The sequence below is a fragment of the Cryobacterium sp. TMT2-17-1 genome (genome assembly GCF_004402765.1).
Classification (GTDB): domain Bacteria; phylum Actinomycetota; class Actinomycetes; order Actinomycetales; family Microbacteriaceae; genus Cryobacterium; species Cryobacterium sandaracinum.
The window spans coordinates 1-19298 of the sequence record NZ_SOGC01000037.1 but is presented as its reverse complement, the minus strand read 5'-3'; the positions used below and the strand labels follow the sequence as shown (position 1 = coordinate 19298).

The window sequence follows — 19298 nt, the reverse complement described above, 5'->3', positions numbered from 1 at the left end:
GTTACTGGGTCCTGCTGCTTGCGGCGTAATACTGCAGATCCTGCACGACAGGGCGCGCAACGACTGTGTACGGAGAGGTGACCGCGGCGATCTGCGCCCCGTTCCGGTCTGCACTCGCACCGACCGTGCCCAGCGCCAGCGGGAACGTCCTGCTTGATTCTCCTGCCGGCGCCTCGAACGATGTCTTTTTTCCTCCGATTGAGACCGTGACCGTCGCCGGTGCCGTGAGGAATGTGAGCACTCCGACGGTATCCCGAGGCTTCATGGCTGTTCCGCTCAACGTGGGCGACATGAGCTGCTGCGGCGTGGTCGGCGTCGCTGCATAGGGCTGAATCCGGTGCGTCAAGTAGATCGAGTCGTTGACGATAGCCGGCGCCGAGCCCTTCTTGAACTGGCTCAGGTAGTACGCGTTGATATCCAGGAAGGCCTCGCCGTGCGCTGCCGAAGGAGCAAACGACGTCCCCTCGGAGTAGTCGTTCCACGTGACCAGTTGCACCAATTCAGAACCGTTCGACAGCGCCCGTTTCCAGGACGCCTTCAGGGTTTCCGTATTGCCGGCTTCGTCATAGAGGTAGCTTCGGGGCCGGACGTCCTGGACGGCAACGGGAGACATCCACTTCACGCCGAGTGCTCGTGCCTTCGCCGCGTAGTCGGGACCGTTCTCGATGGTCACCGGCGTCCGGGTTCCCCAGTTGCTCAACGCATAACTGATCGGTGCAAAACTCTTCAGGTTCTCGTCACTGGCATTAAGGAATACGGCGATGAACGCCGTCTTGATTCCATACTGCGAAGCCAACGTCGACTTCAACTGCCCCCACCAGACCGCGTTCTGACGCTCGGCGGCGAAGGAGGAGAGAACGAATTCGCCTGTACTCAGACGATAGGTGGCCGGGGACTTGTATAATTCGGCAAGTTTCGCCGCGATTGTCGCGATGCTGGCCTTTCCAGCGCTGGCCGTCATATCCAGGTTCGGGACAATGGTGAAGTTTCTGCCGGACTGCTCCGCGCCCTGCACCAAATCGAGTGTTCGCTCCCAGTTGAGGCCGGACAGACTCATGATGTCGACGGTGAAGCCATCGATACCGGCATCTGCCGCGTCGGTGACTTCCTCTTTCATATCAGTGAGTTTCCAATCCCCCGAACGCGGAGCGCGAGCCTCAGGGCGGTCGCGCAGCAATCCGCCGTAGTTGGCGTGGATGCCTCCCTCGCCCTGCGAGGTGAGGTAGTTGATCGCATAGTAATCCGATGCGGGTGCCTTGTTCTCGATGGAGATGGGGTACGGCGGAAAGTAGTGTGCAAAGACCTTTTTGCCGGTGGTGTTCGACCCGGGAACCGCGAATGACAGGTTGTCGGATCCGGTCGCCGAGCCGGTGGCCGAGCCTGTCGCCGAGCCGGTGGCCGAGCCGGTCGCCGAGCCGGTCGCCGCGCCGGTCGCCGAGCCGGTCGCCGCGCCGGTCGCCGAGCCGGTTGCCGCGAGGACGAGCTTCAGCGTGGGGCGCGCCTCCCCTTTGCCTACGAACGAGGTGCTGACAAACTTCTGGGCGAAGCGCACCTCGAACGCAGTCGACCCGGACAACGCTGTACCGTTCAGACCCGAGAGCGGCACAGAAATTGTCTGTCCGGTCAGAGCCCGAACCGATGCCCCACTCAGTTCCGTGTCGATGTGGGCCGGGCGGTTCGACTCAGTCAGAGACGACGCGCTCCAGTCCGAGGAGACCGGATAGACCTGCACGCCAGGTGCGGTAGAGGTGGTGCTGGCGACTTTCAAGTCCAATGTCGCCGACACGACGCTCATGCCCGTGTACTGTGCCGTGTCGAATTTGAGGAAGGTCTTGTCAGCCAGCGACGTGGCGCTGACGTACGGCGTGGCGTTCTGGGGTGTGCTGGGTTCGCGGATAGTGGTCCAGGTGGCCTCCCCCGCTTTCACTGCGATCGGGGCAGCGGCGACAGCCTGGGGAGAGGTCACCGCCGACGCGGGCGACGGAACGAAAGCCGATAGGGCCAGCACTGTCGCCGCAAGGACGGCCGTGAGTTGCCATAGCTTGGCGAGACGTAGCTTGCCATTGGGGTGCCGGTTCAGGAATTTGATCGGGGATTTTTGGGCAGCATAAAGATCAGACATACAACATCTCAAGATTGTGCGCGATCGAGAGCGCGAGGGATGTGACCCCCGAAGAGGGGCCACCTGAGCAATATTCGAATGCTATCGAAGGGTAGTGCGATTACCAAATATGACGAGAGTGTCAAGGGCCTGGACAGACCACCGGCAGGGATTATTTCGACGGGAGCGAGCACATATTCAGGACCGCCGTCCGACCGGTCTGGGCCTGCTGTCGCCGGGATTCTCCCGGCCGGCCTCAGGCCGCGAAGCGGTCCGTGGCCTCGATGATCGCGTCCAGGTTGCCGGGCTCGTCGAAGGAGTGACCGGCATCCGGGATCAGCCTGAAATCGGCCTCCGGCCAGTTCTGGTGCAGCTCCCAGGCTGTGAAGGCGGGGGTGCACATGTCATAGCGGCCCTGCACGATGACGCCGGGGATGTCCTTCAGACGGTCCGCGTCGCGGATCAGCTGGTTCGGTTCGAACCAGCCGGAGTTGGTGAAGTAGTGGTTCTCGATCCGGGCGAAGGCCACCGCGAACGCCGGCTCGGTGAAGCGCTCGATCGTGTCGGGCTGCTGCAACAGCGTGATTGTGGAGGACTCCCAGGTAGACCAGGCCACGCCGGCCCGCTCCCGCACGTACTGGTCGGGGTCGTTCAGCAGTCGCTTGTAGGCCTCGATCAGGTGGCCGCGCTCCTCCACCGGAACCGGGGCGATGAAGCTCTCCCAGAGGTCCGGGTAGATCGCCGACGCGCCGCCCTCGTAGAACCAGTCGAGTTCCATCGGGCGCAGCGTGAAAATGCCCCGCAACACGAGTTCGGTGACCCGGTCCGGGTGTGTCTCGGCGTACGCGAGGCTGAGGGTGCTGCCCCAGGACCCGCCGCAGACCAGCCAACGCTCGATCCCGAGGTGCTCGCGCAGTTTCTCGAGGTCGGACACGAGGTGCCAGGTGGTGTTGGTGGTGAGGTCGGCGTCCGCCGCGCTCGCGTGCGGCGTGCTCTGACCGCAGCCACGCTGGTCGAAAAGGATGATGCGGTACTTCTTCGGGTCGAAGACGCGGCGTTGCTTCGGGCTCGATCCGCCGCCCGGCCCTCCGTGCAGGTAGACGGCCGGCTTGCCGTCGGGGTTGCCGGATGCCTCCCAGTAGATGGTCTGCCCGTCACCGACCTCGAGGAGTCCGGTTTCGTAGGGTTCGATCTCGGGGTAGAAGGTGCGCATACCCCCGAGCCTATTCGAGCCGGTGGGCCAGAATGACGACCTGCACTCGGTCACGCAGCTCAAGCTTGGCCAGGATGCGTCCGACGTGGCTCTTGACGGTGGACTCGGACAGGAAGAAACGTTCGGCGAGCTCCGGGTTCGACAGACCCTCCGCGACCGCGAAGAAGACCTCTCGCTCCCGCTCGGTGAGCAGGCCGAGTCGGCCGGCGTCGGCATCCGCTTCGGTACCGTCGGCCTCCCGATCTGCCCCCGGAAGCTTCGCTCCGAACAGGTCCAGCATGCGCCGGGTCACCCGCGCCGAAACGGAGGCGTCGCCCGAGGCCACGGCCCGGATTGCCGCGGTGAGTTCAGCGGGCTGGGCGTCTTTCAGCAGGAACCCGCGCGCGCCCGCGCGCAGGCCACCGAACGCGTACTCGTCGAGGTCGAAAGTGGTGAGAATGATGATCCGGCTGTCGGGGCACGCGGCGGTGATCCGCCGTGTGGCCTCGATGCCGTCGATTCCGGGCATCCGCACATCCATCAGGATGACGTCGGGATGCAGGTCGGTGGCGAGTGCGATCGCCTCGGCGCCGTCGCCGGCCTCGGCCACCACGGTGAAATCGTCCTCGGCCTCGAGCACCATCCGGAAGCCCGTGCGCAGCAGCGCCTGGTCGTCGACGAGCAAAATCCGGATCGGCGTCATGCCCGTTCCCCCGTCTCGTCGACCGTCATCGTCGCGCGCACCTGCCAGCCGCCGCCGGGACGGCACCCGGCCACGAGGGTGCCGTCGTAGAGCGCGACGCGCTCGCGCAGCCCGATGATGCCCCGCCCGGCAGCCGACGACGGCAATGTGGCCGACGCGTTCCGGCCGTCGTCGGCGATGACCACCTCGAGCCGCCCCGGTACCCGGATCAGTCGCACGGTCACCGCGGTCGGATGCGCCGAATACCGCAGCGCGTTGGTCAGCGATTCCTGCACGATCCGGTAGACCGTCAACTGCAGACCCTGGCTCCCGGGAATGCGCCCGGTGAGTTCCAGCCGGGCGGGCAGTCCGGCGGCGTGGAACGATTCGACCAGGTCGACGAGCTGGTCGGCGCCGGGTTGGGGCCGGAGGGGGATATCCGTCCCCTCGGGGTCGCCCTGCTCCTGAGGACCCTCACTCAGCACGCCGAGCAGCCGGCGCATCTCGGACATCGAGCCGCGGCCGGTCCGGGCCACCTCGCGCAGCGCAGCGCGCGAACGTTCCGGGTCTTTGACGAGCAGCGCGTCGGCGCCGTCGGCGAGCGCGACCATGACCGAGAGGCTGTGCGCGATGATGTCGTGCATTTCCCGGGCGATGCGCCCGCGTTCGGTGATGCGGGCGAGCTGGGCCTGCTGGTCGCGCTCTCGGGCCAGCTGTGCGGCCAGTTCGACCAGCGCGGCCACATAACGCTTGCGATCGCCGACCGTGACACCGATCAGGGTGGCCGCGAGCATGAGGACCGCGGATTGGGAGGCGACCGCAAGCCAGGATGCGTAGCTGCTCGCGCCCAGAAAAGCACCTAGGGCGCCGATGCCGATCGCCACGGCGAGGCCGAACCAGGCGCTTCGCACGCCACGGTAGACCGCGGCAGTGTAGAGCGCGATCAGCACGGGCAGGGTGTCGCCCTGGCCGGGGAACGCGACGACCAGTCCTGCGCAGGTCACCCCGAGCACGAGAAGCGGGGCATGCCGCCGGACCAGCAGTGCGGCCGTGATGACCATCACCACCGCGGCGGTGATGAGGGCCTGCGGCGGCAGGCCGGGCCCGGCCTGCCGTGTCAGGTCGATCAGGAAGACGACGGCCATCGGCACGAAATAGGCGCTCGCGACCAGCGCATCGCTGAGCCACGTATGCCGCGCCCAGAACCGCCCGGCCACCCCCGGCGGTGTCGGCAGACGCAGTTCGCCCTCGGTCGGCACAAGCGGCCGACCGAGGGCGAGGAGTGATTCGGTCATTCAGAGGACTTTACGCGTCCCTCCGCTTCAACACCACAGCGGCACCGACCAAGCTGACCGCGAGCCAGCCGAGCAGCACCAGCAGGTTGACCCACCATTCGATCGGCACCGGGCTGAACGACATCAACCCGAACATGTTGATGCCCGCGTTCGACACCAGATACGGCAGCACCGCGGCGGCCCACGGGGCAGCGATCACCTGGAACACCATCGGGAGCAACAGCACGATGCCGAGCACGACCGCGATGCCGCCGGCCCCGCTGCGCACGATGGTGCCGATGCCGAGGGCGAAGACCGCGATCAGGGCCAGGTAGAGCGCACCGCCGAGTACCGGCAGGAACACGGCTGGATCCGCGAAGCTGACGCCCAAGCCCTGCCGGGAAAGCACCAGCGACGCCACCAGATAGGAACCGAGGTTGGCGGCCAGCCCAACCACGAAGGTCGTGACGAACAGCACGGCGGCCTTCGCCGCAAGGGCGGGCAGCCGGCGCGGCACCGCTGTCAACGTGGACCGAATCATGCCGGTGGAGTATTCGCCGCTGATGGTCAGCGCGCCGAGGACGGCCACGATGAGTTGGCCAAAGAACACCCCGAATGTCGCGGTCTGGGCGATGAAAGTCGCCTGGTCGGCCGCGGGGATCATCGAGGCGTCCGCACCCTGCAGGTCGAGCGTCGAGGACATGACCGCCGCGAGGGCGAGCGAAACCAGTACGAGCAGGGCGTACGACCAGGCCGTCGAGCGCACGCTGCGCAGCTTGATCCACTCCGACCGCAGCAGGCCCGCCGCGCTCAGGCCGTGCACAGCGGATGCGGCGCCGGGCACGGTGCCGTCCGCGGCCGGGGAGGAGGAAGCAGCGGGCGCGGGCGTCTTGGTCGCGGTTGTCTCGGTCATCGTCATGCCTCCTGCAGTTGCGCGGAGCCGCTGGCGCGGTACTCCACCTCGTCTTGGGTCAGGGCCAGGTAAGCCTCTTCCAGTGACGCGCTCACGCCGGTCAGCTCGTGCAGCACGATGCCCGCGGCGGCGGCCTGTTCGCCGATGTCACCGGCCGAAATACCGGCTACCTCGAGCAGGTCCTGCTCTCCGGTGGTGACGGTGACGTCGGGCTGGGCGAGCAGGGCCGCAAGCTGGGCGGACTGAGGGGTGCGCACGCGCACCCGGTGCGTGCCGGCCATGCCGATAATCTCGGAGACCGGGGCATTCACGATCACCTTTCCCCGGCCCAGCATGATCAGGTGGTCGGCCGTGAGAGCCATTTCGCTCATCATGTGCGAGGACAGCAGCACGGTTCGGCCCTCCGCGGCGAGGTACCGCATCAGCTGGCGCACCCACTGCACGCCCTCGGGGTCGAGCCCGTTGACGGGCTCGTCGAGAATCAGCACCGCAGGGTCGCCGAGCAGCGCCGCTGCGATGCCGAGGCGCTGGCCCATGCCGAGGGAGAAGCCGCCGACGCGCGTGCGGGCGACGGCTCCAATCCCGGTGAGCTCGATCACCTCGTCGACCCGGGCGGCCGGGATGCCGTGGGTGGCCGCCAGGGCCAGCAGGTGGTTGCGGGCCGAGCGGCCGGTGTGCACGGCCCTCGCGTCGAGCAGCACGCCCACCTCGCACAGCGGCGCCCGGTGCTCGCTGTAATGCTTGCCGTTGACCATGACCGATCCGGCGGTCGGCCGGTCCAGTCCGACGATCATGCGCATGATGGTGCTCTTGCCGGCGCCGTTCGGACCCAGCAGGCCGGTCACCTTGCCGGGCTGCACGGTGAAGTCGATCGCGTCGACCGCGGTCTTACCGCCGTGCCGTTTGGTCAGGGACTGTGCCTGAATCATCCGTCTCCTCATTGTACATCGGTGGGGCCGGTCTCACCGTGTGAAATCGGCCCGTCATCGACGCTACGGGGGACGGATGCTGCACGCATCGGCCCAGCGGACGCTTGTGCGCCCGCCGGCCTCGTACCTGGGTACGACACGAGGGTGCCCGTTCCGGTAGAGAGCGGCCGGCGGAACGGGCACTCTCCACCGGATCGGGGCTACCTCTTGGCGGGAGTCTTCTCGGCGCGGGGAGCGGTGCCGTTGGCACGCTGGGTTTGGTAGTAGTCCCTGGCCTCGTTCTGGCGCTCCTGCTCGGCACCGCTGGCGATTGCCGACCGGAGGTGGTCCTGGCTGTAACCGAAGGCGTCGACCAGGTCGACGGAGTGGGGGCGGAGCCGGGCGATGATGCGGTCGATGTAGGCCGTGACCGACTGTGCCCGCTTGGCCGACAGGCGCCCGTGGATCAGGTACCAGGCCAGGTGCTTCTCCACCAGTCCGAGGCCGAACAGGTCGCGCAGCCAGGTCAGAACCTGCTTCGTGCCGGCGTCTTCAGCGGTCTCGACCGCCCGGGTGAACGCCTCCCACTGCAGCAGCTCGCCGTGCGAACGGGCCGCCTCGATCAGCTGGTCCTGGTTGGCGTTGAAGAGGGCCGCGGCATCCTTCGGTGCCAGCTTGCCGGCCGAGCGAAGCTTGCCCGCGATCTCGGCGATCATGGTTTCGACCCGGTCGGTGAGCAGCTCCCGCTGCACCATGGTGTCGCGGAGGTGGCCCACGGAGCGAGCGGTGGAGCCGAAGTCGGAGACCGCCTGGCCCAGGGTGCGGAGCCCGGTACCGTGGTAGGCGCGGCCGGCAGCTTGCTGCACGACGTAGCGGGCGAGCACGCCCGGGCCGGCTGAGGCGAACTTGCGGCTGTAGTCGGTGAGCAGACGCTTCGCGACGAGCTGCAGGAGCACGTTGTTGTCGCCCTCGAAGGTGGCGAAGACGTCCAGGTCGGCGCGCAGGCCGACCAGCCGGTTCTCGGCGAGGAATCCGGCGCCGCCGCAGGCTTCGCGGGCCTCCTGCAGGGTGTCGAGAGCGTGCCAGGTCGAGAGCGGCTTGAGGGCGGCGGCGAGGGTTTCGAGGTCTTGCCGGTCGGCATCCGTGTCGGCCTGGCCGCTGAAGACCTGATCGAACTTGACCAGGAACTCGTCGTGGGCGAACGTGTGCGCGTAGGTCGTGGCCAGGCGCGGCAGCAGACGGCGCTGGTGGCGCTGGTAGTCGAGGATGACCTCCTCGTCGGTGTCGCTACCGGCGTTGAACTGGCGGCGCTGGCTGCCGTAGGTGATGGCGATCGTGAGGGCCATCGCCGAAGCCTGGGTGGCGGCGCCGTCGAGCGAGACGCGGCCCTGCACGAGGGTGCCGAGCATGGTGAAAAAGCGGCGGCCGGGGCTGGAGATCGGGCTGGTGTAGGTCCCGTCCTCGGCGACGTCGCCGTAGCGGTTGAGCAGGTTTTCGCGGGGAATGCGCACCCCGTCGAAGTGGAGCCGCCCGTTGTCGATGCCGTTGAGGCCGCCCTTGAGGCCGTCGTCCTCGCCACCGATGCCGGGGAGGAAATCCCCGGACTCGTCGCGGATCGGCACCCAGAATGCGTGCACTCCATGGTTGACGCCTGCCGTGATCAGCTGGGCGAAGAGAACGGCGGCGATGCCGTCTTTCGCGGCGTTTCCGAGGTAGTCCTTCCACGCCGCGCGGAACGGGGTGTCGAGAACGAATTCCTGCGTGGCAGGGTCGTAGGTCGAAGTCGTGCCGATGGCCGCGACATCCGAGCCGTGTCCGGTCTCGGTCATCGCGAAGACGCCCGGGACCTGCATGGTCATGATGCCCGGCAGGTAGGCGTCGTGGTGCTTCTTGGTGCCGAGGTGCAGCACGGCCGCGCCGAACAGACCCCACTGCACGCCCGCCTTGATCTGCAGGCTGGGGTCGGCGGTGACGAGTTCCTCGAACCCGGCGATGTTTCCGCCGTGGTCGTCGGCGCCGCCCAGGTGCGTCGGGAACGCGCGGTGCACGTGCCCGTTCTCGGCCAGGATCAGGAGCTGGCCCAGCACGCGTTCGCGGTGCTCGGCCATGGATTGACCCTCGATGCGCTGCAGTTCGGGCTTGGCCGTGAGCTCGCGCGCCCGCAGGCGCACGTCGGCCCAGGTGCCGAGCAGCTGCCGGTGCAGCGACTCGATGTTGACCGTGGGGGCACCGGCCTGGCCGGCGATCATGACCGGGCCGGTGTCGACGCCGGGCGCCACGGGGGGCGTGACGGCGACGGTCGTGGCCAGGGTCGCGTCCGTCTTCTTGTCCGTCTTGGCGGGGATCTTCTCCGTCTTGGCGGGGGTAGTGCTGTTGGAGCGCTGAGCAGTGTCAACCATCATTGGTCCTTCGTCTTCGCGCGAACTCGAAATTTTCTTACACGTTAGGCGGCTCTCACGAAGCGGGGAAATAGTGCGTGACGGGCCTACAACGAAGGATGCTCCGCCCGGCATTCGTCTTGTAGGTTTCCACAGCGGTATAGGGTCTGACGGCACCGTTACCCACAAACGGGGCACCACCTCTGCCGGAGCGACGGCCCGGCCGCTCCTAACGAATTCGACGGAGATTTTGCCCTAGAAGCCCTAAAACAAGCCCAAAACGTGGCTTTAGCTCAAAATCTCCGTCGAATTCGTTGGGGCACAGGTGGTCGGGGTGCGGGCGGTGACGTGGAAGAGGTGCCAGTGGCGAGGGCCGAATGCGGACTGACCGGGGCGGTCGTCTTCGACGAGGCCGACGACGTGCAGACCGGCCAGGAGCGCCTCGACCTGGCCGCGATCATGGAAGTTCATGTCTGCGCGGCCGGCCCATTCATCGTGGGGGCCGAAGAATTCTCCGGCGAACCAGGCGCCGGGCTTCAGCGCCGCGCGGATGCCCGCCCACAGGTCGGGGAACACTGCGGGGTCGCAGAAGGGCAGGGAAAACCCCGCATAGACGAGGTCTGCGGCGGGCAACTCGGGGAGATCCTCGAAGCGGGTTCGGTGAAAGACCAGGCGGGACTGCTCCGCGGCGCGAAGGCCCGTCCGGACCCTGGCCTCGGAGCCCGGGTCGGCGTCGAACGCGTGTACGGTCCAGCCGGCGGCGAGCAGGTGCCGGGTCTCGGTGCCCGCACCGCAGCCCAAGTCGATCGCAGTGCCGGGTGGGGCGGGTGGCGCGTCGGCGCAGAGGTCGAGGGCACGGAGGTCGAGGGCACGGAGGTCGAGGGCACGGAGCAGCACCGCACGCGGTGGGCGAGCGGCCTGAGCGTTGAAGTACTCGGTCCAGTCCATGACTCAGTTCTACCCGGTCCTGCGGGATGCCGCGGGTTGGGTCCGGGACGGGAGGCGTCAGGTTCCGGCGGACACGACCTCGAGGAGGGCGGCGCCGTAGGCGTCGAGCTTCTTGGCACCGACGCCGGAGATGCCGTCGAGGTCGGCCAGGGTGGCCGGCTTCGTCGCGGCGATCGCCAGCAGGGTTGCGTCGCCGAAGATGATGTAGGCCGGCACGCCCTGCTCTTTGGACTGGGCGAAGCGCCAGACCCGCAGCGCCGCGAACAGGGTCTCCTGCTCGGGGCTGAGATCGGCCGCGGCCGCCTTCGCGGCGCTCTTGCGGGCCCCGGCCGCGGGGCGGGCGGCCCGTTCGGGCTCGGTGCGGAGCTCCACTGTGCGGCGGCCAGCGAGGACCTCTGCGGCGGCATCCGTCAGCACCAGGGTGCCGTATTCGCCGGAGGTGGCCAGGAAACCCTGGGCGAGGAGCTGCCGCACGACGCCGCGCCACTGCTGGTCGCTGAGGTCGGCACCGATGCCCCAGGTGGCCAGCTGGTCGTGGCTGTGCTGAGTGGTGCGCGGGGTCACCTTGCCGCGCAGGATGTCGATGAGCTGCCCGGCGCCGAAGCGCTGATTGCGCTCGCGCAGCAGGCGCACCACGGTGGAGAGCAGTTTCTGGGCGGGGACGGTGCCGTCCCAGCCGACGGGGGGTTCGAGGCAGGTGTCGCAGTTGCCGCACGGCTCGCTGGACTGGCCGAAGTAGCGCAGCAGGTTGACCCGGCGGCAGGTGACGGTCTCGCAGAGCGCGAGCATGGCGTCGAGGTGGGCGGAGAGCTTGCGCCGGTGGCCGAGGTCGCCGGGCGACTCGTCGATCATGCGGCGCTGCTGCACGACGTCTTGCAGGCCATAGGTGAGCCAGCCGGTGGAGGGCAGGCCGTCGCGGCCCGCGCGGCCGGTCTCCTGGTAGTAGCCCTCGACGGACTTGGGCAGGTCGATGTGGGCGACGAAACGCACATCCGGTTTGTCGATGCCCATGCCGAACGCGATCGTGGCGACGATGATGACGCCCTCCTCACGGAGGAACCGGGACTGGGTGCGGGCGCGCAACCCCTGGTCGAGGCCCGCGTGGTAGGGCAGCGCGTTGAGCCCGTTCTGGCGCAGAAATTCGGCGGTCGCCTCGACGGTCTTGCGACTGAGGGCATAGACGATGCCGGCATCCGAGGGGTGCTCGGCCTTGATGAAGGCCAGGAGCTGCTTGCGCGGCTCGGCCTTGCCGACGATGCGGTATTGGATGTTGGGCCGGTCGAAGCTGGCGACGAAGTGCCGGGCATCGCCCATCTGTAGCCGGGTGGTGATCTCTTTATGGGTGGCGTCGGTGGCCGTGGCGGTGAGAGCGATGCGGGGAACATCGGGCCAGCGGTCGGCCAGGTCGGACAGGGCCAGGTAGTCGGGCCGGAAGTCGTGCCCCCACTGCGACACGCAGTGGGCCTCGTCGATGGCGAAGAGGGCGATGGTACCGCGGTCGAGGAAACGCTTGGTGGCCTCGGAGGAGAGTCGCTCGGGGGCGACGTAGAGCAGGTCGAGGTTGCCGGCGAGGTAGTCACGCTCGACCGTGCCCCGAGCGGCGGAGTCCTGGCTGGAGTTGAGGAACGCGGCGCGCACGCCCACGGCGGTGAGCGCGTCGACCTGGTCTTGCATGAGGGCGATCAGCGGCGAGATGACGATGCCGGTGCCCTCCCGCACGAGCGAGGGGATCTGATAGCACAGGCTCTTACCTCCACCGGTGGGCATCAGCACGACGGCGTCGTTGCCGTTGATGACCTGGTCGATGATGGCGGCCTGCTCGCCGCGGAAGGAGTCGTAGCCGAAGACCGTGCGCAAGGCCGCGCCGGCCGTCGCGAACTTCGCGGTGGCGCGGCGGGGCGGGGTTGCGGGTACGCGAAGGGCGGATGCGCCGGCACGAGCGCGGCCTGCCGGGCCCGCCAGGCCCGGGGCCGGTTCCCACTCCCTGGCTCCGCCGGCATAGCCGTCGGGCGGTGGCGGGGCGTCGAATTCGTCGGGTGGTTCGAACTCGTCAGGATTCCACGGTATTTCGGCGTTCCAACTCACCCGGCAACTCTACCTGCGCCCTCCGATGGTGCGGGTCGGCTACGCGGGCTGGTCAGGCTGCTCGGGCTGATTCGGTGGGCGACGCGCGCTTCGGCGGATGGCGAGGAGGGTTCCAGCCACAGCGAGGAGGACGGCACCGAGGGCGGCGGCGATCCAGACGGCGACGAGGGGGGCTTCGGCGAGGGCGACGGTGCTTGTGTCGGTGGAATCCGGGAAAGCAGCATCCGCGGCGGCGTCCGCGGTCTCGGCGCAGACCGGCTTGGCCGGGGACCCTTCAGCCAATGCCTGGTCGGCGGCCGGTTGCCAGGTGAAGGTGAAGTCGCCGGACACCGGATGCCCGTCGGTCGAGACCACCTGCCAGGTCACCGTGTACTCGCCCGGCTGGCCCAGCTGGGCCTTGGTCTCGACGGTCGGGCCGAGCAGGCTGATACAGCCGTCACCGTAGTAGAGAGGCGTGGCCACACGCGCGGGCCCGCTGATGAGCATCCCGCTGCCCGCTCCCCCGCCGAGGTCAAGCAGGGCGTCGTTCGTCGTCACGGTGAACAGCGAAGGCTGTTCAGTCACGACGGCCCCGCTGCCGGGGAGGACCCGCCCACGGAGTTGTGGGCCGACGCCGGGGCGGCGGACCACCACGGCGGCGCGGCCACCACGGCGGCGCCCAGCGCGAGCGCTGCCCACTGCCGCGCCCTGTTCCCTCGTTTCACAGCGATCTGTCTCCCCGCCTCACACAGTTGGGGGTTTAGGATACCGGCCACTCGCTAAGCTCGTTTTCTATGCTTACCGCGGTCCTCGGCCTCACCGGCGCACTCATCTTCGGGAGTGCCGACTTCCTTGGCGGGCTCGCCGCCAAGCGCATGAGTTCCCTGCTCGTGACGGCCGTCGCCGCGGCATCCGGGCTCGTGGCCCTGCTGCTCGCCCTACCGTTTGTGGTGGGGGTCTGGTCGCCGTCGGCCGTGCTGTGGGGCGGATTGTCCGGAGTCAGCGGCGCAATCGCGATCTCGCTGCTCTACACCTGCCTCGCGATCGGGCCGATGAGCATCCTCTCGCCGCTCACGGCCGTGGTGTCGGCGGTCGTGCCGATGACGGTGGGGCTGGCCGGCGGCGACCGCCTCGCCCCGATCGGCTACTGGGCGCTCGGCCTGGCGCTCGTGGCGGTGGTGCTCGTGGGTTTCGTGCCCGAGCGCGGCGCCGTGCGGCCGAGCCTGCTCGGCGTGCTGATGGCCCTCGGCTCCGGCACGATGATCGGCGCCTTCATGGTGATGATCGACCTGACCCCGGCGGACAGCGGGCTCGTGCCGCTGGTGATGAACCGCGCGGTTAATGCGGCGATCATGTTCTCCGTGGTCGGGCTGCTCGCCCTGCTCGCGTTGCGGCGGCGACGTTCACTGGTGACGACCGCGCCGATGACGGGCTCGTTCAGACCGGTGACGGATGCCGCGCCGCAGCCCCGCTCGACGCTCACCATCGGGCTGCGGCTGGCCGTGGCCTGCGGCGTGATCGACGTCGTGGCCAATGTGTTGCTGCTGCTCGGCATGCGCGCCGGAGACCTCAGCGTGATGAGCGTACTCACGGCAATGTACCCGGCCGGCACGATCCTGCTCGCCGCCGTGGTGCTCCGGGAACGGATCGCGCCGGTGCAGTGGTTGGGCCTCGCGCTCGCCCTCGGCGCGGCCGGGATGCTCGCGCTGGCCTGACGGACCGGGCGCCGACTGGCATCCTTTCACCGCCGACACCGTCACCCACTCGTTACGAACGACTGCCTCGGGACCCTTGCCGCGCGCGGCGATGCCACGGTACTGTCAGGCCCACACCTGAATTAGTGAACGACTGGTCGGTCACTAATTATCTGTTCCTCTGAAGGAGATTCCAATGAAGAAGTCTCGTCTGCGTTTCATCGCGCCGATTGCCGTTATCACAGCCCTTGCGCTGGCCGGATGCAGCACCTCGAACCTGGGGGGAACGGCCAAGGACGACCCTGCAGCGGAGGCCGGCCCGATCAAGATCGGCGCGGTTCTCGACGTCACCGGCGTCGGCGCCAGCCTCGGCGTGCCGGAGCAGAACACGCTCACAATGCTGGCCAAGCAGCTCAACGACGACGGCGGCATCGACGGCCGCGACGTCGAGCTCACCATCATCGACAATCAGTCGACCGAGGACGGCGCGGCCAAGGCCACGAGCAAGCTGATCGAGAGCGACAAGGTCGACATCATCATCGGTGCCTCACGCACCGGGCCCAGCCTGGCCATGCGCCCCATCGCGGAAGCCGCGAAGATCCCGATGATCTCCGTCGCGGCCAACGTGGCCATCGTCGAGGGCTCGAAGTGGGTCTTCAAGACCGCGCAGAACGACGTGGTCGTGCTCGAGCGCATCCTCGACGACGCCGAGGCGAAGGGATACACCAAGCTGGCCCTCGTGCGCGACGCGAGCGGTTTCGGCGAAGGGGTCGCGGAGTACATCACAGACCTCGGCGCCGAGCGCGGCATCACCCTGGTCATGACGGAGGCCTTCGAGCCGAGCGCGACCGACTTCACCCCGCAGATGACCAACGTGCGCGGCTCGGACTCTGACGCCGTCATCATCTGGGGCATCAACCCCTCGGCCGGCCTGGCCCAGAAGGCCTATGTACAGCTCAGCGTGAACAAGCCGGTCTACCACTCGCACGGCATCTCGAACCAGGCATTCTTCGACGCCGCCGGTGACGCCGCCAACGGCGTCATCGCCCCGATGGGCCGCCTGCTCGTCGCCGACCAGCTGGCGGCCGACAACACCCAGCGCGAGGTCATCGAGCAGTTCCAGGCGGACTACAACGCGGCCTACGGCGAGCAGCCGTCCGGTTTCGCGGGCCACGCGTTCGACGCCTGGCACATCGCCGTCAACGCGATCGAGGCCGCCGGCACCGACGCGGATGCCCTGCGCGGCGAACTCGAGAGCGCCCAGTGGACTGGGATCTCCGGAGTCTTCCAGATGACCGCGAAGAACCACTCCGGCCTCGACGCCACCGCCCTCATCCTGGCTGAGGCCGAGGATGGTCGCTGGAACCTCCTCAAGGACTGATCGTGCTCACTGATTTCCTGCAGTTGACGGTGGCAGGGCTTTCACAGGGCTCTGTGTACGCCCTGCTCGCCGTCGGCCTGATCGCCGTCTACACGGTTCGCCACGTCATCAACATCGCCCAGGGCGAGTTCGCGATGCTGGCCGGACTGGGGAGTGCCTGGCTCGCCGCGGCCGGGATGCCGCTCCTTCTCGCGATCCTGGTCGCCATCCTCTCGGTGACCCTGGTGGCCATTGCGATGGAACGGCTGATCATCGCACGGGTGAAGAAGCTGACCCCGCTCACGTCCATCATCCTGACCCTCGGCGTCTCGACTCTGCTGCAGGCGATCATGCTGCTGGCCTGGGGGCCCGAGGCCAAGGGGGTGCCCCTGTTCCCGGGGACCAACATCCTGATCGGCGGGGTGAGCATCCGTTCTCAGGAATTCTGGATGATCGGCGCCCTCGTCGTGGTCGGCGGCGGAATTGTGCTCTTCTACGAGAAGTCGCGCTGGGGCAAGGCCCTGCGGGCGTGTGCGGAGCAGCCCGTTGCGGCGCGCATCGTGGGGATCTCACCGGTCACCGCGTCAGTGCTGGCCTTCGCGATTGCGGGTTTCGTCGGGGGTGTCGCCGGCGTGGTGGCTTCCCCGATCTACCTCTCGCTCTGGTCGGGCGGCGTACTGCTCGGCCTCAAGGGCTTCGTCGCCGCCGTCCTCGGCGGCTTCGTCTCCTTTCGTGCCGCGATCGTCGGGGCTCTCCTGCTCGGCGTGATCGAGGCCTACGTGGCCGGGTACGTCTCGTCCGGCCTGAGGGACGGCGCCGCCTTCCTCATCCTCATCCTTGTGCTCGTCGTTCGCCCCCAGGGCCTCGTTCTCAAGCCCACAGCGGTCAGGGTGTAGCGAAATGACACATGCAACCACACCTACCCTCGCCGGGACGCGCTCCCTCCGCACGCGTTTCTGGACGAACAACAAGAGCACGCTGATCGGCTGCGGCGTGCTCGTCGCGCTGATGATCGTGGTCCCTTTCACGGCCAGTTCCTCGGTCATGAACATCGTCGTGTTCGCCATGATCTTCGCCCTGCCGGCCATCGGGCTCAACCTGCTGATGGGTCTGGCCGGGCAGGTCAGCCTCGGGCAGGCCGCGTTTTTCGCGATCGGCGCGTACACCCACGCAATCCTGCTGACCAAGCTCGATCTGCCCGGCCCGGTCGCGGCCACCGTCGGTGTTCTCGCCGCGATGCTGGTCGCCCTGCTCGTGGGCCTTCCGCTGATGCGCCTGCGCGGCCACTACCTCGCGCTGGCGACGCTGGGGCTCGGCTTCATCGTGATGATCGGCGTGCGCGAATGGGATGTCACCGGACGAACCACGGGCATCTACGGCATCTCGCGACCCACGGTGCTCGGGATCCCGATCGACAACAGCGGCTTCTTCCTCTGGTTCGTGACGCCGTTCGTGGTGATCGGGCTCATCCTGGCCCTCAACCTCACCCACAGCCGCGCCGGTCGCGCCCTCTCGGCCGTCAACGACTCCGAACTCGCCGCCGAGAGCCTCGGCGTCAACACCTATGCGCTGCGGCTGAAAGTCTTCGTGCTCTCCGCCGGCTTCGCGGGCCTCGGCGGGGTGTTCTACGCCTATCAGGTCGCGATCGTGAGCCCCGCCACCGCCGAATTCCACCTGTCGGTCTCGATCCTGCTGATGGTCGTCATCGGGGGCCTGGGATCGGTCTGGGGCGCCGTCGCGGGCGCCTTCCTCGTGCAATTCCTCGGCGAGGGCATGCGCGACGTCATCCCGGCCATCTTCCCCGGCGCCACCGGAGAGGTGCAGTTGCTCGGTTACGGTATCGTCCTGATCCTGGTGATCCTGCTCCTGCCCGGCGGCCTCCACCAGGCGGCGACCACGCTGTGGCAGAAGTTGCCGTTCGCCGGGAAGCGCCCACCCGGCGACGCGCATGCGCACGTCCCGGAGGACGACACGACGATCCCGCAGCTCCCGGCGGTCAGCACCCCGGTCGCGGCCGGTGAGCCGATCCTCGTCCTCGAGGGACTGAGCAAACGATATGGCGGCGTCGTCGCCGTCAACGATGTAAACCTCACCGTGCCGGCCGGCAGCATCCTGGGTCTGATCGGCCCCAACGGTGCCGGCAAGACGACCTGCTTCAACATGATCTCCGGAGCACTGACCCCAAGCGAGGGCACCGTCACGTTCCTCGACCAGGTGATCTCCGGCCGCAAACCGCACGTCGCCGCCGCGCACGGGCTGACCCGCACGTTCCAGAACCTGCAGGTCTTCACCTCGACGGATGTCGTCGGCAACGTGTACATGGGCAGGTACCGCAAGGGAAGCGCGGGCGTCCTCCGCGGAATGCTGGGGCTGCAGTCGGGTGAGCAGAGCGCCCACCGCGCCGCGTCCTACGAGATCCTGCAGTCGATGAAACTCTCGGATGCCGCGGACGACTCAGCCTCGGATCTGTCGTTCGGCAAGCAGCGAATCATGGAGGTCTGCCGGGCTCTGGCCGCCGAGCCGGCCCTGCTCCTCCTCGACGAGCCGATGGCCGGCCTATCCGGCGCTGAGCGCGAGGTGATGGCCGAGCTGCTGCGGCGGCTGCGGACCGCCGGGCTCACGATTGTGCTCGTCGAGCACGATGTGGCGCAGGTCATGTCCCTCGCCGACCATGTCGCGGTGCTCGACGACGGTGTGCTCATCGCCTACGGCGACCCGGAGTCCGTGCGCAATGACCCCGCCGTGGTCGTTGCCTACCTGGGCACGGACCTCGACGAGGCCGAAGCGGAACTGAACGAATTGGAGGAGCACGCATGACGCTGATCGTTTCCGGACTGGACGCCGGCTATGGCAAGCTCGCGGTGCTGCACGAGGTCAGCTTCGAGGTGGCGCGTGGGGAGATCGTGGCTGTGGTGGGCTCGAACGGGGCCGGTAAGACGACCCTGCTGCGAGCCGTCAGCGGCCTCATCCGGCCCACCGGGGGCAGCGTGACTCTCGAGGGTCGCACGATCACCGGGAAGCCCACGGAGAAGATGGCCGGATTCGGCCTGACCCATGTGCCCGAGAACCGGCTGTGCTTCCCGACCCTCTCGGTGCGTGACAACCTCATGCTGGGTGCCTGGACGAAGAAGGGCCACGGCGACGTCGACTCGATCCTCAAGCTGTTCCCCCGGCTGCGCACCCGGATGGGTCAGGCCGCCGGAACCCTCTCGGGTGGCGAGCAGCAGATGGTGGCCATCGGGCGCGGCCTGATGGCGAACCCGACGGCGATCATGCTGGACGAGCCGTCCATCGGCCTCGCGCCGAAGGTGGTCGCGGAGATCATGGACGTGCTCTCCCGGCTCTGCGTCGAGGAGCAGCTCGCGGTTCTCCTCGTGGAACAGAATGTGCGCGCCTCGTTCAAGATCGCGCACCGGGCAGTGGTCATGCACCGCGGACGGGTGGCACTCACGGGAACCCCGGCCGAACTCGTGGAACTCCCCGAGGTGCACAACGCCTACCTGGGTGGCGCAGCCGCGTAGCGGCATCCGTTGCCCGCTCCAGGAGCGGCACGCAGGTGTTGCGCCGCTAAGCGCGTGGCGTGCCAGCCGCGCAGCGGCGTAGAACCCGCGCCGCGGACCTGGTCGGCAAATGCTGCGGATGTGGTCGCTGCGGGCGACCGCGGCGACCGGCCCTAACGAATTCGACGGAGATTTTGGCTCTCCTGCTTCATCTGTGGGTGTTTCGGAGCGCCTTAACGGCCGCACGCCGCTTCCTGTCTAGGTTTCTGACTGTCTAGGAACAG

Annotated in this window: 15 protein-coding genes; 5 read left to right on the top strand and 10 right to left on the bottom strand. The window is 67.9% G+C overall.

The genetic code is table 11. The features are described from left to right. Position 1: 1 nt before the first annotated feature. From E3O47_RS09955 to E3O47_RS09910, 10 genes are all read right to left on the bottom strand, one after another. The gene (locus tag E3O47_RS09955) at positions 2-2122 is read right to left on the bottom strand and encodes an endo-1,3-alpha-glucanase family glycosylhydrolase (protein ID WP_134420391.1); all 2121 of its coding nucleotides are present in this window, start codon (positions 2120-2122) and stop codon (positions 2-4) included. Between the two features lie 235 nt (positions 2123-2357). Beyond that, positions 2358-3314 (bottom strand): prolyl aminopeptidase, encoded by a 957-nt coding sequence (pip, locus tag E3O47_RS09950; protein ID WP_134401799.1) that lies wholly within the window; start codon positions 3312-3314, stop codon positions 2358-2360. A gap of 10 nt (positions 3315-3324) precedes the next feature. Next, entirely contained in the window at positions 3325-3996 is a 672-nt protein-coding gene (locus E3O47_RS09945) for a response regulator transcription factor (RefSeq protein ID WP_134372774.1), read from the bottom strand. Then, complete coding sequence (locus E3O47_RS09940) at positions 3993-5270, bottom strand: histidine kinase (protein ID WP_241986162.1); 1278 nt, start codon at positions 5268-5270, stop codon at positions 3993-3995. Before E3O47_RS09940 ends, E3O47_RS09945 begins: the two co-directional genes overlap by 4 nt. 10 nt (positions 5271-5280) lie before the next feature. Next, positions 5281-6162 (bottom strand): ABC transporter permease subunit, encoded by an 882-nt coding sequence (locus E3O47_RS09935; RefSeq protein WP_166785015.1) that lies wholly within the window; start codon positions 6160-6162, stop codon positions 5281-5283. Between the two features lie 2 nt (positions 6163-6164). Next, entirely contained in the window at positions 6165-7091 is a 927-nt protein-coding gene (locus E3O47_RS09930) for an ATP-binding cassette domain-containing protein (protein WP_134420389.1), read from the bottom strand. Positions 7092-7291: 200 nt separating this feature from the next. Further along, entirely contained in the window at positions 7292-9319 is a 2028-nt protein-coding gene (locus tag E3O47_RS09925) for an acyl-CoA dehydrogenase (RefSeq protein WP_241986171.1), read from the bottom strand. 417 nt (positions 9320-9736) lie between these two features. Further along, a complete protein-coding gene (locus tag E3O47_RS09920) occupies positions 9737-10396 on the bottom strand; it encodes a class I SAM-dependent methyltransferase (protein WP_134420385.1) in 660 nt (219 codons plus the stop codon). 57 nt (positions 10397-10453) lie between these two features. Then, positions 10454-12481 (bottom strand): DNA helicase RecQ, encoded by a 2028-nt coding sequence (gene recQ / locus E3O47_RS09915; protein WP_241986160.1) that lies wholly within the window; start codon positions 12479-12481, stop codon positions 10454-10456. A 39-nt stretch (positions 12482-12520) separates the two neighbouring features. Then, the gene (locus tag E3O47_RS09910) at positions 12521-13111 is read right to left on the bottom strand and encodes a copper resistance CopC family protein (RefSeq protein WP_277870372.1); all 591 of its coding nucleotides are present in this window, start codon (positions 13109-13111) and stop codon (positions 12521-12523) included. Positions 13112-13254: 143 nt separating this feature from the next. Here E3O47_RS09910 and E3O47_RS09905 point away from each other — a divergent pair, with 143 nt between their 5' ends. The 5 genes from E3O47_RS09905 (at position 13255) to E3O47_RS09885 (ending at position 19035) form a co-directional block, all read left to right on the top strand. After that, positions 13255-14175, top strand: a complete 921-nt coding sequence (locus E3O47_RS09905; RefSeq protein WP_134372789.1) for an EamA family transporter — start codon at positions 13255-13257, stop codon at positions 14173-14175. Between the two features lie 175 nt (positions 14176-14350). Further along, positions 14351-15535 (top strand): ABC transporter substrate-binding protein, encoded by a 1185-nt coding sequence (locus tag E3O47_RS09900; RefSeq protein WP_134341841.1) that lies wholly within the window; start codon positions 14351-14353, stop codon positions 15533-15535. 2 nt (positions 15536-15537) lie between these two features. Then, positions 15538-16410, top strand: a complete 873-nt coding sequence (locus E3O47_RS09895; protein WP_158250302.1) for a branched-chain amino acid ABC transporter permease — start codon at positions 15538-15540, stop codon at positions 16408-16410. Between the two features lie 4 nt (positions 16411-16414). Beyond that, entirely contained in the window at positions 16415-18331 is a 1917-nt protein-coding gene (locus E3O47_RS09890) for an ATP-binding cassette domain-containing protein (protein ID WP_134420381.1), read from the top strand. Continuing rightward, positions 18328-19035, top strand: coding sequence for an ABC transporter ATP-binding protein (locus tag E3O47_RS09885; RefSeq protein ID WP_134401808.1), 708 nt, complete (start codon positions 18328-18330; stop codon positions 19033-19035). The genes E3O47_RS09890 and E3O47_RS09885 overlap by 4 nt, the downstream gene beginning before the upstream one ends. Positions 19036-19298 lie beyond the last annotated feature (263 nt).

What these genes read in the sequence shown, in the direction of transcription:
- E3O47_RS09955 (WP_134420391.1), bottom strand. Translation starts at nt 2,122, where the DNA reads ATGTCTGATCTTTATGCTGCCCAAAAATCCCCGATCAAATTCCTGAAC.
- pip (WP_134401799.1), bottom strand. Translation starts at nt 3,314, where the DNA reads ATGCGCACCTTCTACCCCGAGATCGAACCCTACGAAACCGGACTCCTC.
- E3O47_RS09945 (WP_134372774.1), bottom strand. Translation starts at nt 3,996, where the DNA reads ATGACGCCGATCCGGATTTTGCTCGTCGACGACCAGGCGCTGCTGCGC.
- E3O47_RS09940 (WP_241986162.1), bottom strand. Translation starts at nt 5,270, where the DNA reads ATGACCGAATCACTCCTCGCCCTCGGTCGGCCGCTTGTGCCGACCGAG.
- E3O47_RS09935 (WP_166785015.1), bottom strand. Translation starts at nt 6,162, where the DNA reads ATGACCGAGACAACCGCGACCAAGACGCCCGCGCCCGCTGCTTCCTCC.
- E3O47_RS09930 (WP_134420389.1), bottom strand. Translation starts at nt 7,091, where the DNA reads ATGATTCAGGCACAGTCCCTGACCAAACGGCACGGCGGTAAGACCGCG.
- E3O47_RS09925 (WP_241986171.1), bottom strand. Translation starts at nt 9,319, where the DNA reads ATGATCGCCGGCCAGGCCGGTGCCCCCACGGTCAACATCGAGTCGCTG.
- E3O47_RS09920 (WP_134420385.1), bottom strand. Translation starts at nt 10,396, where the DNA reads ATGGACTGGACCGAGTACTTCAACGCTCAGGCCGCTCGCCCACCGCGT.
- E3O47_RS09905 (WP_134372789.1), top strand. Translation starts at nt 13,255, where the DNA reads ATGCTTACCGCGGTCCTCGGCCTCACCGGCGCACTCATCTTCGGGAGT.
- E3O47_RS09900 (WP_134341841.1), top strand. Translation starts at nt 14,351, where the DNA reads ATGAAGAAGTCTCGTCTGCGTTTCATCGCGCCGATTGCCGTTATCACA.
- E3O47_RS09890 (WP_134420381.1), top strand. Translation starts at nt 16,415, where the DNA reads ATGACACATGCAACCACACCTACCCTCGCCGGGACGCGCTCCCTCCGC.
- E3O47_RS09885 (WP_134401808.1), top strand. Translation starts at nt 18,328, where the DNA reads ATGACGCTGATCGTTTCCGGACTGGACGCCGGCTATGGCAAGCTCGCG.